This is a genomic window from Paenibacillus taichungensis (assembly GCF_050994985.1).
Classification (GTDB): Bacteria; Bacillota; Bacilli; order Paenibacillales; family Paenibacillaceae; genus Paenibacillus; species Paenibacillus taichungensis.
Window position 1 is genome coordinate 4,485,057 of sequence record NZ_CP194720.1, and the last position, 15,306, is coordinate 4,500,362.

The 15,306-nt window shown below is 48.7% G+C and carries 17 protein-coding genes; 9 read left to right on the plus strand and 8 right to left on the minus strand.

Annotation, left to right across the window (positions count from 1 at the left end; genetic code table 11):
- Positions 1-149: 149 nt before the first annotated feature.
- The 3 genes from ACR1R9_RS20275 (at position 150) to ACR1R9_RS20285 (ending at position 2,008) form a co-directional block, all read left to right on the plus strand.
- Positions 150-851, plus strand: coding sequence for an urease accessory protein UreF (locus ACR1R9_RS20275; protein WP_310852252.1), 702 nt, complete (start codon positions 150-152; stop codon positions 849-851).
- Between the two features lie 272 nt (positions 852-1,123).
- Positions 1,124-1,327, plus strand: coding sequence for a Rha family transcriptional regulator (locus ACR1R9_RS20280; protein ID WP_076291714.1), 204 nt, complete (start codon positions 1,124-1,126; stop codon positions 1,325-1,327).
- Between the two features lie 27 nt (positions 1,328-1,354).
- Positions 1,355-2,008 carry a hypothetical protein gene (locus tag ACR1R9_RS20285; protein WP_433922880.1) on the plus strand — a complete coding sequence of 218 codons (654 nt, stop codon included), beginning with the start codon at positions 1,355-1,357 and terminating at the stop codon, positions 2,006-2,008.
- 26 nt (positions 2,009-2,034) lie between these two features.
- Here ACR1R9_RS20285 and urtE read toward each other — a convergent pair whose 3' ends face one another.
- From urtE to urtA, 5 genes are all read right to left on the minus strand, one after another.
- Positions 2,035-2,730 carry an urea ABC transporter ATP-binding subunit UrtE gene (gene urtE, locus ACR1R9_RS20290; protein WP_099859424.1) on the minus strand — a complete coding sequence of 232 codons (696 nt, stop codon included), beginning with the start codon at positions 2,728-2,730 and terminating at the stop codon, positions 2,035-2,037.
- Positions 2,708-3,517, minus strand: coding sequence for an urea ABC transporter ATP-binding protein UrtD (urtD, locus tag ACR1R9_RS20295; RefSeq protein WP_076291711.1), 810 nt, complete (start codon positions 3,515-3,517; stop codon positions 2,708-2,710). Before urtD ends, urtE begins: the two co-directional genes overlap by 23 nt.
- A complete protein-coding gene (gene urtC / locus ACR1R9_RS20300; RefSeq protein WP_099859423.1) occupies positions 3,480-4,574 on the minus strand; it encodes an urea ABC transporter permease subunit UrtC in 1,095 nt (364 codons plus the stop codon). Before urtC ends, urtD begins: the two co-directional genes overlap by 38 nt.
- A gap of 18 nt (positions 4,575-4,592) precedes the next feature.
- Positions 4,593-5,498 (minus strand): urea ABC transporter permease subunit UrtB, encoded by a 906-nt coding sequence (gene urtB / locus ACR1R9_RS20305; RefSeq protein WP_076291709.1) that lies wholly within the window; start codon positions 5,496-5,498, stop codon positions 4,593-4,595.
- 145 nt (positions 5,499-5,643) lie between these two features.
- The gene (gene urtA, locus ACR1R9_RS20310; protein WP_433922879.1) at positions 5,644-6,894 is read right to left on the minus strand and encodes an urea ABC transporter substrate-binding protein; all 1,251 of its coding nucleotides are present in this window, start codon (positions 6,892-6,894) and stop codon (positions 5,644-5,646) included.
- A 259-nt stretch (positions 6,895-7,153) separates the two neighbouring features.
- On the opposite strand from urtA, the gene ACR1R9_RS20315 reads away from it, so the two are divergent.
- The 6 genes from ACR1R9_RS20315 to ACR1R9_RS20340 are packed head-to-tail and all read left to right on the plus strand — an operon-like array spanning position 7,154 to position 11,926.
- The gene (locus tag ACR1R9_RS20315) at positions 7,154-7,456 is read left to right on the plus strand and encodes an urease subunit gamma (RefSeq protein WP_076291707.1); all 303 of its coding nucleotides are present in this window, start codon (positions 7,154-7,156) and stop codon (positions 7,454-7,456) included.
- An 18-nt stretch (positions 7,457-7,474) separates the two neighbouring features.
- Positions 7,475-7,864, plus strand: coding sequence for an urease subunit beta (locus ACR1R9_RS20320; protein WP_076291706.1), 390 nt, complete (start codon positions 7,475-7,477; stop codon positions 7,862-7,864).
- The gene (gene ureC, locus ACR1R9_RS20325; protein WP_433922878.1) at positions 7,861-9,579 is read left to right on the plus strand and encodes an urease subunit alpha; all 1,719 of its coding nucleotides are present in this window, start codon (positions 7,861-7,863) and stop codon (positions 9,577-9,579) included. Before ACR1R9_RS20320 ends, ureC begins: the two co-directional genes overlap by 4 nt.
- A gap of 15 nt (positions 9,580-9,594) precedes the next feature.
- Positions 9,595-10,293 (plus strand): urease accessory protein UreF, encoded by a 699-nt coding sequence (locus ACR1R9_RS20330; RefSeq protein WP_433922877.1) that lies wholly within the window; start codon positions 9,595-9,597, stop codon positions 10,291-10,293.
- Positions 10,294-10,326: 33 nt separating this feature from the next.
- Entirely contained in the window at positions 10,327-11,049 is a 723-nt protein-coding gene (gene ureG, locus ACR1R9_RS20335; RefSeq protein WP_053781689.1) for an urease accessory protein UreG, read from the plus strand.
- Entirely contained in the window at positions 11,021-11,926 is a 906-nt protein-coding gene (locus tag ACR1R9_RS20340) for an urease accessory protein UreD (protein WP_175383728.1), read from the plus strand. Before ureG ends, ACR1R9_RS20340 begins: the two co-directional genes overlap by 29 nt.
- A gap of 162 nt (positions 11,927-12,088) precedes the next feature.
- Here ACR1R9_RS20340 and ACR1R9_RS20345 read toward each other — a convergent pair whose 3' ends face one another.
- From ACR1R9_RS20345 to ACR1R9_RS20355, 3 genes are all read right to left on the minus strand, one after another.
- Positions 12,089-12,505 (minus strand): helix-turn-helix domain-containing protein, encoded by a 417-nt coding sequence (locus ACR1R9_RS20345; RefSeq protein ID WP_433922876.1) that lies wholly within the window; start codon positions 12,503-12,505, stop codon positions 12,089-12,091.
- A gap of 219 nt (positions 12,506-12,724) precedes the next feature.
- Positions 12,725-13,750, minus strand: a complete 1,026-nt coding sequence (locus tag ACR1R9_RS20350) for an NAD(P)/FAD-dependent oxidoreductase (protein WP_310852248.1) — start codon at positions 13,748-13,750, stop codon at positions 12,725-12,727.
- Positions 13,751-14,123: 373 nt separating this feature from the next.
- Complete coding sequence (locus tag ACR1R9_RS20355; RefSeq protein WP_180287257.1) at positions 14,124-15,038, minus strand: helix-turn-helix transcriptional regulator; 915 nt, start codon at positions 15,036-15,038, stop codon at positions 14,124-14,126.
- Positions 15,039-15,306 lie beyond the last annotated feature (268 nt).

Here is a 15,306-nt window from a genome sequence, read left to right on the forward strand (position 1 = left end):
ATTTAAAAACCAAGAAACTGTTGACAAAAAGCGGATATTTATGTGAATATATATATCATATAATTCGGATTTACGAACATAAAACGAACTAAAAAGGAGTATAAATGTTATTTAATATAACATTTAACGAACGTAGGAGGCGAAAGATCGTGAACCGTGGGAATAAGCTGCTCGATTACGTCAAACTGCTTGATTCCTCTATCCAGGTTGGAGGCTTCACCCATTCCTTCGGAATGGATACCCATATCGCTGAAGGTACCATTCGTAACGCCGAAGATCTCGAATCATTCATGCGCTGTCAATTGCACCCCAGCATCGTGCGTCTGGAAGGCATGGCGATTAAAGGCATATATACTGCCGCAGATCATAATGACGCATGGCGTACAGCCCTCATCGACAAGCTCGTCCATGTCCAGCGGACACCAGTCAATCTTAGAGAACACGCCTCCACAATGGGCAAACGACTGATTAAGCTGGCTCATGCACTCCACCCCTGGATTGATTTTAGCCATCTCGAACAAACCCTGGCTAAGTATGAATCCGTCGGCTGCCTCTCCACCGTTCACGCCTGGATTAACCACCACCTCGAAATCCCTGTCGAGGAGGCGGTCCTTGGTTATCTGCATTCAGCCATGAGTGCCTGCATAACCGAAGCCTCCAAAGTGATTCCTCTTCATACCGATACAATCCAGGACCTGCTGGTTCGCCTGGCCGCAGATCTGGAGCATGAATGGCATACCGTCAGCGCCTCCGCTGCCGATGGACCGGTACAACCAACCTCAATGTCCATGAAAACGTTGTTCCCAAGCTTCCACATGCTTGGAGCAGGGCTTCACGCCTACAGAGCCTAATCTGTCCCCATCCCTTCATAACCCGCCTCCTCACACTGTAAAAATATAAAAAACACGCCGCAACCTCCTTGCTGGCGTGTTTTTTATGTCATTTATTTTGTCTATTTAACGCATTTACGTCATTTAATATCTTAAAATACACTTTTTTACGTCTTTTTTAATTGTTAGATGACGCAAATACGTATATAATAAAATATACAGCTCGCATATCTATATATTTTACACCAAGAATAACCAGCTGAACACTACATTCCAACGAGGGGTGAACCCTTTTGAACAAAAAGAAACCTGTGACTCCTTTTGGATGGGCCATTAAACGACGACTAACCGAACTCCAGGTCGACCAAAAGACATTTTGTGAACAGTATGGCATTCCGCCATACCGTCTGTCCAATCTCATTCACGGCACACGCAAAGCAACCCGGTTCAGGCACCAGGTCGCTGACATTTTGGAAATACCAGATGATTTAAGATAAAATTTCTGCCAAGGAGGAGCTCATTTCATGAGATACTTAATATCCGATCTGGAGAGATTATCGTTCCAGTCCATGCAGCACCAGCTCATCATCGTCGACCACAACTGGATCATTCGAAGCTGCAACACCGCTTGGCAACACGGACTCGGGCAGCTGCTTCCAAATCCAAGCGTTACAGGCTCCTCCAGAACAGCACCTGAACCGCCTCATTACCTTCACCTTATAGAGGGGTGGACATTACGCGAGGAGAAAACAAAGAATGCGAAAATTGTTCAGGAGTTAAAAAGTATCACTGCACCTTTTAAAGACAGTTATACATACGACATCGCCGTCCAAACTGTCCACAACGAACAGCGGTGGTTCCGCCTGGAACTCACCCCATTGATTCAGGCCGACCCATCCCTGCTGTCTGATCTCGCATTGATTGCACACACGGATGTTACCGAACAGAAACAGACAGAACGCCAATTGAAGAAGGCCCTGTCTGAAGTGCGTACTTTGCGTGGACTGCTTCCCATCTGCGCTGTCTGCAAACAGATCAAGGATGAACAGGACAGCTGGAACTCTGTTGAGAGTTATTTGGAGAAACACACTCATGCCGAATTTACCCATGATATCTGCCCGGATTGCATCCGTAGATTATATCCGAAGTACTCCAACATTCTGGACAAGCGTTCCTGAACTCACCCTACACCAAGAACCCTAAGCTACACAGACAGATGATGCTCAAACTGCGACATATCCAGCTCTCGCGGTGTGCCTTGCAGTGCAATTGCCCCTTTGTCCATTACATAGATATAATCTGCAGCACCGCGCACAAAATCAATACTTTGCTCCACCAGCAAGATGGAGATTTCACCCTTTGCCTTAATTTGCAAAATGACCTGCCGGATATCCTCTACAATGGAAGGCTGGATGCCTTCTGTCGGCTCATCTAGAAGCAATAATCCCGGCCGGGCAGCCAGTGCGCGGGCAAATGCCAACTGCTGTTGCTGCCCACCACTTAGATCACCACCCTGTCGACCATACATCGTGGCAAGCACCGGAAACATCGCCAGCACATCCTCTGGGAACGTCTTTACACTCGCTGCACTTGTCTCCAGACCCAGCAGCAGATTTTCCTTTACTGTTAGCTGCGGGAAGATTTCTCGCCCCTGCGGCACATATCCAATCCCCGACCTGGCCCGTTTGGCCGGATCGTGGGTGGATAATTCCTGACCTTTCCACTGAATACTTCCTTTGCGCGTTTTAAGAAGCCCCATCAACGTCTTCATCAAGGTGGTTTTCCCTACACCATTACGCCCCATCAGGCATACCACCTGACCTGGCTCAACATCCAGATTTACACCGCGCAGCACATTGCTCTCCCCGTAGCCGGACTCAATTCGTTGCAGCGACAGCATGGTCATCCCTCCTTTTGCCCAGATACACTTCAGCCACTCTCGGATCTTCCTGCACTTCCGCCATCGTACCTTCTTTTAGAAGCTTGCCTTCATGCATCACTGTCACTTTGGCTGCATACTCACGAACAAACTCCATATCATGCTCCACTACCACAACAGACCTTTCTCGCGCAATCTCTTGCAGTAGGCGGCCCGTCTTGTGTGTTTCCTCGTCCGTCATCCCCGCTGCCGGTTCATCCAGCAGCAATACACGGGGTTCCTGCAGGAGCAGCATGCCAATCTCAAGCCACTGCTTTTCCCCATGTGATAGCGCCCCTGCACGTGCGTCCACACGGCCCTGCAGACCAATCTGGAGCGTAATCCGCTCCATGGCTGGACTTATTTTTGAATACCGTTGAATACCCAGAGCCTGTAAAGGAGAACGACGATTCTCCGCAGCCAGCATCAGGTTCTCCTGCACGGTCAGACCAGCAAAGATGGACGGAGCCTGGAACTTGCGCCCTACCCCTTTTCGAACAATCTGGTGCTCCTTCAGACGTGTCAGATCCGTACCATCGGCCATCTTCACTGTACCGGACAAGGGCTTGGTTTTGCCGCAAATCACATCCAGCATCGTTGTTTTCCCCGCACCGTTGGGACCGATCAGAAAATGCAGATCATGTTCATGCAGCTTCAGATTCATGCCTTTGACCGCAACAAAACCGCCAAATGCCACCGTTATTTCCTCAGCTACCAGGACTACCGGAACATCAGTAGACTTTTGGTTTTTCCTGACTGACTGGAACATGCACAACCTCTCCTCTCCGTTTCAGCAAGCGCACCACATGACGGTATACACCAACAAGCCCATTCGGCATGAACAAGACCACTGTTACAAAGAGCCCACCAATGACAAACAACCAACCTTCCGGATAAGCTTCACTGATGCCCGTTTTGGCTGCGTTCAGCACCACAGCACCGATTACCGCACCAATCAGCGTTCCACGACCACCCAAGGCGACCCATAACACCATTTCAATCGATGGCACGATCCCCATCATGGAAGGTGAGATGATCCCTACCTGGAGTACAAATAACATACCAGCGATTCCAGCAAGCGCTCCGGAAAGGGCGAAGGCCAGTGTTTTGAAGCCTGCCGGGTCATAGCCAAGAAAACGAACCCGATTTTCCCCATCCCGCGCAGCTTCAAGCACCTGACCAAACCTGCTGTTCACAACCCGGCGACAAAGCAGATAGGCGAGCACCAGAACGGCAAGCGTTATATAGTAAAGAGCAATCGTTGTCCCTGCCGAATGAAGGGTAAAACCAAAGATCGCGTTATATCCCGTTATACCGTTGGTCCCTCCCGTCCATTCCTGTTTGCCCACAAATAACGTTACGGTAATGAGGACTAATGCTTGGGTCAGGATTGTAAAATACACACCCGTAATCCGGTTACGGAACGTGAACCACCCCAAGGCAAAGGCCAGCAATGCCGGAAGGGCAATCCCCAGCAATAGCGCCATCGGAAATGACCTGAACGGCTCCCAGAACCACGGCAGACCGCTAAGACCACTCCATCCCATAAAGTCAGGAAGTGTTGAACCGCTCGCCTGCAGCTTCAGATACATCGCCATGGCGTACCCGCCAAGTCCGAAGAAAACGCCATGCCCCAGACTAAGCACCCCTCCATATCCCCAGATCAAATCCAGACCGATCGCCAGAATGGCCAGGGCAAGGAATTTCGCCAACAGACTAAGTCGGAATTCCGTGGAAATGAGTGGAGCCAGACACATCATGATCAGGACAACTGCCCAGATGATCTTCATTTTCAGACTACCCGTCTTAAGAAGTGCCGACATCATATAACCCCCTTCTTCGCATTAATCCAAACTTCGAGTCCGTATGGCAACGAGCCCGCGCGGCTTCCATTGCAGAAAAGCAACAATACAGACAAATACCAGCACCTTGCCGATAGAAGCTGAGGTATACGTTTCGAATAATGTATTGAACATGCCAATTCCAAGCGCACCACACACGGTTCCCACCAGTTTCCCCACACCGCCCAATACAACCACCATGAACGCATCCACGATATAATACGTGCCCAGCGAGGGGCCAATCGGACCAATCAGTGTCAACGCACACCCAGCGATGCCAGCAATGCCCGAACCAATCGCAAAGGTCATGCCATCCACTCGTCTGGTGGAAATCCCAAGACAGCCCGCCATGCTTCGATTCTGCATCACGGCCCTCATCCGTCTCCCGGAAGAAGTCCGATAGATGTACAGATACATGCACAGCAGTACAACCGCAACCAGCGCGATAATGAAAAGACGTTTATATGGAAACACAATGCCGTCCGCGATGGTCAAACCTCCGTTGAGCCAAGCCGGACTGGATACCCCTACATTTGGTGCCCCAAATATCGTTCGGGCCAATTGTTGCAGCATCATGCCTACGCCCCATGTTGCAAGCAGACTGTCGAGCGGCCTCCCATACAGATGCCTGATCAGCACCACTTCCAGCAACCAGCCTATAAGAGCCGCCACACCAAAGGCGATAGGCAGAGCCACAATAAAGTAGACATCGAACCACGCTTGCGGAGCATACGAAATGAACAAGTTTTGCGTCACATATGTAGCGTAAGCGCCAATCATGATCAATTCACCATGAGCCATGTTAATGACATTCATCAATCCAAATGTAACCGCGAGTCCCAATGCAATCAGCAACAGGATGGAACTGATGCTTAACCCATTGAACATTTGCAGGACAAACATATCCATCACTTTTCCCTCCCATGCTGTGAACATCTAATTTTATAGAAGACATCATTAACGTTCCGCATCAACGCTTTACCGTAATATTGTATGAGGGTGTGTTGTCTCACCCTCGTCTGATATTCAGCAGTTCTGAAGTGAGATACCCATACTATTTGGTACTGAGGGAAGCGCCCCACTCGTACGTTTTCAGATACGGATCAGGTTTGACTGGTGCGCCGGAGTTCCACAATTCCTTGAACTGTCCATCTTCCTGCACTTCGCCAATCCGCACCGTTTTGTAAATATGCTGGTTCTCTCCGTCCACCGTCACTTTTCCTTCCGGTGCATCGAATTCCAGACCTTTGGCGGCCTCCTTCACCTTTTCAACATCGGTTGATCCGGCTTTTTCCACGGCTGCTTTCCACAGATAAACTGCAACATATCCCGCTTCAATCGGATCGGCCGTCACCCGATCAGCTCCATATTTTTCTTTATATTTCTCTACAAATGTTTTATTTTCAGGTGTATCTGTAGTCTGATAATAGTTCCAGGAGGCCAAATGCCCTTTCAGTACATCCGCACCAATCCCCCGAATTTCTTCCTCCGCCACACTCACTGACAGAGTTGTCAACTGTTCGGAAGAGATCCCGGCATCCTTTAATTGTTTGAAAAAGGCGACATTGCTGTCTCCGTTCAGCGTGTTGTATACAATATCCGGCTTGGCAGCCTTGATTTTGCTGATAATTGTACTGTAATCCGTATGTCCCAGCGGTGTATATTCTTCCCCTACAACTTCGCCACCTTCAGCTGCCAGCTGGGCTTTGATGACCTGGTTGGCCGTTTTCGGGAAAACATAATCGGAACCAAGCAGATAAATCTTCTTGCCCCTGTTCTCCAGCAACCAGGTTACGGATGGAACGATCTGTTGATTCGTTGTTGCTCCTGTATAAAAAATGTTTGGTGATGATTCCAATCCTTCATATTGCACCGGGTAAAACAACAGACCCTTGTTCTGCTCAAACACTGGCAGCATCGCTTTCCTACTCGCAGAGGTCCATCCGCCAAACACAGCGGCTACTTTATCCTGCTGCAGCAGCTTCCCGGCTTTCTCCGCGAATGTTGGCCAATCGGAAGCGCCATCCTCGACCACAGGCTCGATCTGTTTACCCAGAACTCCGCCCGCTGCATTGATCTCTTCAATGGCAAGCATCTCCGCATCTTTAACGGACACTTCACTGATTGCCATCGTTCCACTCAGGGAGTGAAGCACACCTACTTTAATCGTATCTCCGGATGAAGCTGGCTCTCCCGCCCCACCGGAACTCGACGCCTCAGGCGGCGTGCCACCTTCCACACATCCTGTCAACGCAATGACTGCACCGAGCAAAACACTCCATAACTTGACCGACCTCTTCTTCAATAGCCTACACTCCCTTTTTTAGTCTATTGACGAACATTAAGGTCATATATGTCCGAAATGTTCGTTGATCCAAATTATGGAGTCTTACACTCACCGTGTCAATAATGCTTACACAATTTTATTTTATGCATACTCGTTTCATGCATGCTGCTAATATAATTGGAACCATATTGACAAAGGGTCCACCCTGTGTGAGTATATTTAACATATAACATGATCCATGACGACATAGACTATCTAAGGGAAAGGTCGGATTACCTTGCACTGGACTGAACAGGAAAAAGAAAAACTCCTGATTACCGTGGCTGCTAACCTCGCCCGCGAACGCAGAGGACGCGGACTTAAACTGAATGTTCCCGAAGCTATCGCATTGTTGACCTCCGAGCTCATGGAACGCGCACGCGATGGCATGAGTGTTGCAGAGTTGATGAGATACGGCGGCACGATCCTGACACGCGAAGACTGCATGGAAGGTGTACCTGATATGATTCCTGAGGTACAGGTGGAGGCCACTTTTCCTGACGGAACAAAACTGGTCACTGTCCATGAACCTATACGCTGAGAAAGGCAGGAAAACTCCATGATCCCAGGTGAATATCGCTTAAAACAGGATGATGAGATCATCTGTCATCCCGATCGCTTAACCGTGCGTCTGATTGTACTGAACCGCGGCGACCGTCCCGTTCAGGTTGGCTCTCACGTTCACTTCTATGAAGTCAATGCTGCGCTGGACTTTGATCGCACTTCCGCTTTCGGACACCGCCTGCATATTCCGGCAGGCACCGCTGTTCGTTTTGAACCTGGTGAAGAAAAACCGGTCGAACTCACCACATTTGGCGGCAAACGTCAGATTTATGGATTTAACGGATTAACGGAAGGATCGGCAGATCAGCCACCTGATCCACAGAAACTGGAAACATTTCTGAAGACATTCGCACCCCCTGTACAGGACGGAGGGGAACCTCTATGAAACGAATGAGCCGCGAACAATACGCGTCCATGTTCGGACCAACAACCGGGGATGCTGTCAGACTGGCGGATACGGAACTTTGGGCAGAGATTGAGCATGATTATGCAGTTTACGGGGATGAAAGCAAATTCGGTGGTGGCAAGGTTATTCGTGACGGGATGGGTCAGTCCACATCAGCCCTTCGCAGTGATGGCACACCTGATACCGTCATTACCAACGCGGTCATCATTGATCATTGGGGAATTGTAAAAGCAGATATCGGTATTCGCGAGGGCCTCATCTGCGCAATCGGCAAATCCGGTAACCCGGATACGATGGACGGAGTTGATCCCGCGTTAGTTATTGGGGCTTCGACCGAAATCATTGCCGGGGAAGGCATGATTGTGACCGCAGGAGGCATTGATACCCATATTCATTTTATTTGTCCACAACAGATTCAAACGGCATTATCTTCAGGAGTAACAACCATGATCGGCGGCGGCACAGGACCTGCAACCGGAACCAAAGCCACCACCTGTACACCTGGAGCCTGGCATATCCACCGTATGCTGGAGTCCGCAGAGGCATTTCCCATGAATATCGGTTATCTCGGCAAAGGCAACAGTTCCAGCACCGCTCCATTAATTGAACAGATTGAAGCCGGTGTCATCGGACTGAAGCTGCATGAAGATTGGGGTACAACGCCAAGCGCTATCGATGCCTGTCTAACCGCAGCCGGAGAGCATGATGTTCAGGTAGCCATTCATACCGATACGCTGAACGAGACCGGATTTCTCGAAAATACACTGGCGGCCATTAACGGACGCACAATCCACACCTATCATACGGAAGGTGCTGGCGGCGGACACGCGCCGGATATTATCCGCGCTGCCGGAGAGTCTTACGTCATCCCCTCTTCAACCAACCCAACACGTCCTTACACACGCAATACCGTAGAAGAACATCTCGATATGCTGATGGTTTGTCACCATCTGGACCCGTCGATCCCTGAAGACGTTGCCTTTGCTGATTCGCGGATTCGTCCCGAAACGATCGCGGCCGAAGACATTTTGCATGATCTCGGTGTATTCAGCATCATCAGTTCCGATTCACAGGCGATGGGCCGGGTTGGCGAAGTCATTATTCGCACCTGGCAAACCGCAGACAAGATGAAAAAGCAGCGAGGCAAGCTCGAACTGACCTCTGGCTCCCCTTCCGATAACGATCGGATCAAAAGGTATATCGCCAAATATACGATCAATCCGGCTATCGCTCATGGCATAGGCCATCTCGTCGGTTCCGTGGAAGTTGGCAAGCTCGCAGACCTGATCGTCTGGAAACCGGCCTATTTCGGGGTAAAGCCCGAGATGGTCATTAAGGGCGGCATGATCACCTTTGCTCAGATGGGTGACCCCAACGCATCGATCCCTACGCCTCAGCCCGTATTCGGCAGACCGATGTTTGGTGCTTACGGCAGTGCACTTGCCAAAGGGTCGATCACCTTTGTATCCCAAGCCGCAGCAGATGCCGGAATTAAAGAGGCGCTAGGCTTGAACAAGCGTGTGGAACCCGTCAAAGGCTGCCGATCGGTGAGCAAAAAAGACATGATTCACAACGACGTTACACCCATCATTGAAGTTGATCCTGAAACCTACGAGGTACGGGCTGATGGCGAGCTTCTCACCTGCGAGCCAGCAGACGAATTACCGATGGCACAACGCTATTTCATGTTTTGACAAAGGGGGCCACGCATGATGATGCACAGCGGCACGAAATTACTCCGTTATGTTCAACTGCTGGATTCGGCCTTGCCCATTGGCGGGTTCTCCCACTCGTTCGGTCTGGAGGCATACACTCATGATGGCAGGATACGGACCATCGCCCAACTCGAACAATTCATTCGTGGCCAGCTTCATTCCAGCCTCGTACGGCTCGATGGTCTAGCCATCAAAGGTGTCTACCAGGCCATTGAGCAACAAGATGCCGCCCTTCTAGCCCTTTACGACAAAAGTGTACACGCTCAGCGAACCCCCAGGGAACTGCGGGAAAGCGGGCACAAGATGGGGAAGCGATTACTCAAACTCGCGAGATCACTTTACCCATGGATGGACTTTTCTCTAATCGATGAAGCCGTACAGGAACATGGTGCTTTTTGCGGCATTACAACGATTCACGGTTACATCAATTATCAGTTGGAAATCGGAATGGACGAAGCTGTCACCGGACATTTGTATACCTCTGTTAACGCTTATGTTAATAGCGCTCTGCGTCTTCTGCCCATCGGGCAAACCGATGCACAGATGCTTATCCAAAAACTTTTGAATGATATTGATTCTGAATGGTCTCAAATTCGGGATGACGAACCGGAAGATATGCACAGCTTCGGTATTGCCCAGGAAATCTACGCTATGCGGCACGAGAGCCTGCCAGCCCGTCTGTTTATGTCCTAACTTCATTAATTCAAAACCAAGGAGGAATTTGTTATGTGTGGAGGAGCTAATCATACGCATCATGCGGAGTGGGAACGTAAGGTATTTGATCGGAGTCGCCCGATGCGAATCGGAATCGGTGGGCCGGTAGGTTCAGGAAAAACGGCCTTAGTAGAGAAGCTGTCCAAGGCATTGCGTACACGCTACAGCCTGGCCGTTATTACTAATGATATTTACACAAAGGAAGATGCCGAGATTTTGCTGCGTCAGAACGCGCTCGCACCGGAACGTATTATCGGTGTAGAAACAGGAGGATGCCCACATACAGCTATTCGCGAGGATGCTTCAATGAATTTTGAAGCCGTTGATGAGTTGATTGAACGCTTCCCGGACCTGCAACTGATATTTATCGAAAGTGGCGGCGACAACCTCTCTGCTGCGTTCAGCCCGGAACTGGCGGACGTATTCATTTACATTATTGATGTAGCTCAGGGGGAAAAACTGCCTCGCAAAGGTGGTCCGGGTATTACGCGTTCTGACCTCCTGCTCATTAACAAGACTGACCTTGCCCCTTATGTTGGCGCAAGTCTGCAAGTCATGAAGGATGATACTGAACGGGTACGCGAAGGACGGCCTTATGTGATGTCGAACCTGATGAGTGGTGAAGGGGTATCCGAAATCGTCCATTGGCTTGAACATCAATATATGGATGACGATGCTTCCGCTGCGCATCTGCATACACACACCCATGAGCACGGAACAACTCACAGCCACTAATTCATCCTCCTCTTTACATGGAGTTGAATATGGACTGAACCGCAGTACCGGAGAGGCCGTGATACGCCGCAGCGAGCTTCGGGCCACTTTTGCCCTCCAAGGCGGGCGCACCGTCATGACCGATCGGTATTACAGCGCCCCTCTCCGGTTCAGTCGATCCTTTCGACCTCCGGGTGGCGGAGATGAATTATGTGTATATACTTCAGACGTCTCTCCAGGCGTGCTGAATGGTGATCATTATCAATCCAAATGGCAATTGGGCCAGAACACTCACTTAATGCTAAGCAGCACATCAGCCACGAGGCTCCATCCCACACCTACTGTTCCGTCATCTGTGAACCATCACTTTCGGCTGGAGCAGGGAGCGGTGCTGGAGTACTTCCCTGAATGCGTTATCCCGTTTAAAGGTAGCTCATCCTCACTCACCACGACCTTCGAGTTGGGTGAACAAGCAATACTTGCGTATGCAGATATCTGGTCCGCCGGACGGATTCATCGGGGAGAAGTCTTTCAATTCAAGCGATATCGCAGCCTGACAGAAATCTGGCAAGGAGAGCAGTTGGCCGTATGGGATCGGTTCGGACTCGAACCAGAATCGAACGATCCAACATCATCTGCTGCGTTGTTAGCCTACACTCACTCTGCGGCTTTATGGATGATTGCCCCCGGATTGGGCGCAGCACAATTGGAGTCCGTACGGTCCATCCTTCCCCCAGATGGTCGCATGCTTGCCGGGGCTAGCTTGCTCACCACAGGCGGGATTGGTGTTCGTTTGCTCGGAATGGCAGCCTGGGAACTCCAAGAACAATGCCTTCAGATCTGGAACACCCTTCGCTCCGATCTTTTGGGTAAACCTAACCTCATATTCCGCAAGTGAAGGGTTACTCCATCAGACTAACTTTCGGAATCACATATTTATATTGCAATAAGTCCCAAAGAAAAAACCTCTGAACAACTCTCCGACGGGTTTCGGATGTGTTCAGAGGTTTTTTTATATACGCAGATAATCCAGTCAAGTCGTAGCTTCCACTAACTTGTACTACAACAGATCGTCTCCTTTGGGCTTATCTTCTCCTTTGTAACGAAAGTCGCCTGAATCTCTGCTTTCCTTGGATTTGCGATAACGGGTAAATTCAATATATTCACTGATAAAAGACTGTTCCACAGTCGATAATTCGCTTTCTTGGCAATTCAATTGCCGCAACACGTCAAAAAAATAATCCTCCCGTTTTTCCCGCACCATCGCCTCCTTGGATGGACGCCCAATCATGAGCCAGTCAAGGCTCACATCAAAAAACGAAGCAATCTCAATTAGTTTATTCGTACTCGGAATAGATTTACCGCGTTTCCAATCACCCAGATTGCCCGTGCTGATCTTCAGCTGTTGGCAGAAAGCCTTCTTGGTCATTCCTTTTTCGGCAATCAGGTGTTCAATTCGCTCATAGATCGACTGCATACAGAACCGCCTTCCAACCGTAATAATCAATACATGTACCTAAATTATACCACAACCTCCCTGAATCCTCAGCCTTTTAATCCCAGGAATACGTTCATCCTATCATTTGTAAACAAAGAAAGACCCCCATGGATAACCATGAGAGTCAATACCCAGCGCGAGACAACAGTGCTCACATCGCTCGAAAAACGTTCAGCTTGGCAAGGCTTTACAGTTACATTAAGACCCGTGGTGAATCGACAGGAGCTTGTCATGTTCCGTAGACCAGATCGGCTTTACTTCTTGACTAGGGTTCAAATATGCTTTGATTTGATTAATAGCTGCCGGTCCCTCCGTAAACCCTCCCGCAATCAAGCCCGGCACTTTACCCGTATACTCAACGACATCACCTGCTGCAAAAATGCCCTCTATCGAAGTTTTCATCCAGGCATCTACAATAATGCGCTCCTGTTCTATATTCAGCCCCCAATTCTTGATCTCACCCAAATCCGGTTTTGCGCCGTGGCAAACCACGATTTCGTCCACTTCCAGCTCAACATCCTCTTGCGTATCAAGCTGTTCTATCGTCACCATGTTAATGCGATTATTAGTTCCGTGAATCTCCTTGACCTGCGAAGAAGTCATGATATGAGCTGCCGTATTCAGAAGTTGAACAACATTTCCCTCATGAGCGCGAAATTCATTTCTACGGTGGACAATCCCAACGAATTTCGCAATTGGAGCCAGGGCAAGTGCCCAATCTACAGCCGAATCGCCGCCCCCGGATATAAGCACTCTCTTATCGCGAAACTGCTCCACGCTGTCAGCTCCATAATGTAGATGACGACCTTCATAGCGTTCTGCATTCGGCACTTCCAGCTTGTTAGTAACCAACGTACCGAATCCAATCGCAAGTAAAATCGTACGCGTCAAGTGCGTTTCCCCAGTGTTGCTTGTTAAACGAAAGGTTCCATCCTCCAGGCGTTCCATTCTTTCAATCAACTGGGAATAGACAATGTCCGGCTCAAATGTACGTGCTTGCTTCTCCAGCTCCAACTTTAAATCTCCGGCCGTCATCGCCGCGACTCCACCGACGTCATACAGAAACTTCTCCGAATAATAGGGCAACTTCCCACCAAGAAACGGGGCGGCCTCAATAATTTTTGTTTTCAAATCCCTCATACCTGCATAGAAAGCTGCAAAGAGTCCAGTTGGACCACCTCCGATAATTGTTACATCAAAAAATGAATTCGTTCCGCTAGTCATTCCTAACGCCTCCTCTGATTTTTTTGGTCGATAGCAGTTGATTTCATGCACCGATCCTATGATAATGATTATCATCTTTGTCGAAGGCAACCTTCCACCTATAGGCGGATTATTTTCGGCTGTGAACGTATTTTTTAACCCTTCACTTCTCTCTTTGAAAATAGCAAAGACGCTTCCAAGCCCGCTGTATAACGGGTCCGGAAACGCCACACCTTAAGTCTCATCTTTGGATTCTGCTTGCTCCACAATGAACAGACAACCTGGGCACTTGCAGCCCTTGTCCGTGCTTAGGTAAGATTTGCCGCCACGGGCAAGAACTATGCCTGATTGCATTTGTCCTCGAAATTTTTCGATTGAAGCTGATCACGGGACTTCATCCTGGATTCGAGCGCACATAACGCCCCGGTTTGCAACCGTACTTTTTATAAAATGCCGCAGAAAAGTTGCTCGGATTGCTATAACCTACCGCCGCCGCTGCCTCTCCAATGTTTAACTGTTCATATTGCATTAGAAATAAGCCTTTTTCCAATCGCTGATCACGAATATATTCAAAAACGGTCATACCAAAAAGAGCTTTGAACCCCTTTTTAAGCTTAAACTCGTTTAATTCCGTGGCTCGGGCCAATTCTTTCAAAGACAGCGGATTTTCGAGTCGATCCTGAATGATTTGCTTGGTAGCGTAAAGCCTCTCTACATCCGGTTTTTTGATATAAGAAGCAACATTTGACCGATGCTCGCACGTGTACTTTTCCAAAACGAGTAAAACGATTTCCATAATCTTGCATTCCAAATGCAATCTCTTCAATGCGCCCAGATAGGACGATTGTAACATTTCGTTCACGGCGCGTTTAAGTGTGACAGAATTTTTCAAAGGGCTTATTTGTCCCCTCTGACTCTTCAACCACTTCTCTACGCTTCGATAATCCTCGGCATTTTCAAAATAGTGAAGGACTTGTTCGGGCGAAAATCTGATTTCGAGAAATTGATGTCTCTGTTTGGCTCTCTTGAACAAATGAATTTCGCTATCCTCCATCGAATATATATTGCCGGATTGTACTTGGGTTGAATAGCGGTTGCCTTTAAAAATACAATCCACATCTCCACTAAAACAATAATTGATCTCAAAAACCCGATTTTCGTGGATATACTGATTCCAATCCTCTTTCAACGTCATATCGGAGATGACAACTTCAAATCCTTGTCTGATTTTCATGCGGGAAATGCTTCCCATGCCCAAAAGAGGCGGAAGGATGATCTGTTGTTCTCCCTCTTCTTCTGTTCCAATCACCGTCAAATAATCGGAGAGGCTATCAAAGTACCCATGTATATTATCCGACCGAATAATCTGCTCCATATTAAACACCTCGTCTTCAAGTAATGAACTAAGTCCATTAGCAAACCTATACAGTTGATCGTAGCATTATTGAGAATCATTATCAACTATTGAAAGTCTCCTCGAAGATACAAAGCGCCTCACGCGCTTCAAATTCAACTACTCGTTCAGTTCGCTTTTCCATCGAACAAAGCCGAATCATACTCACAAATCAAAAATAAAA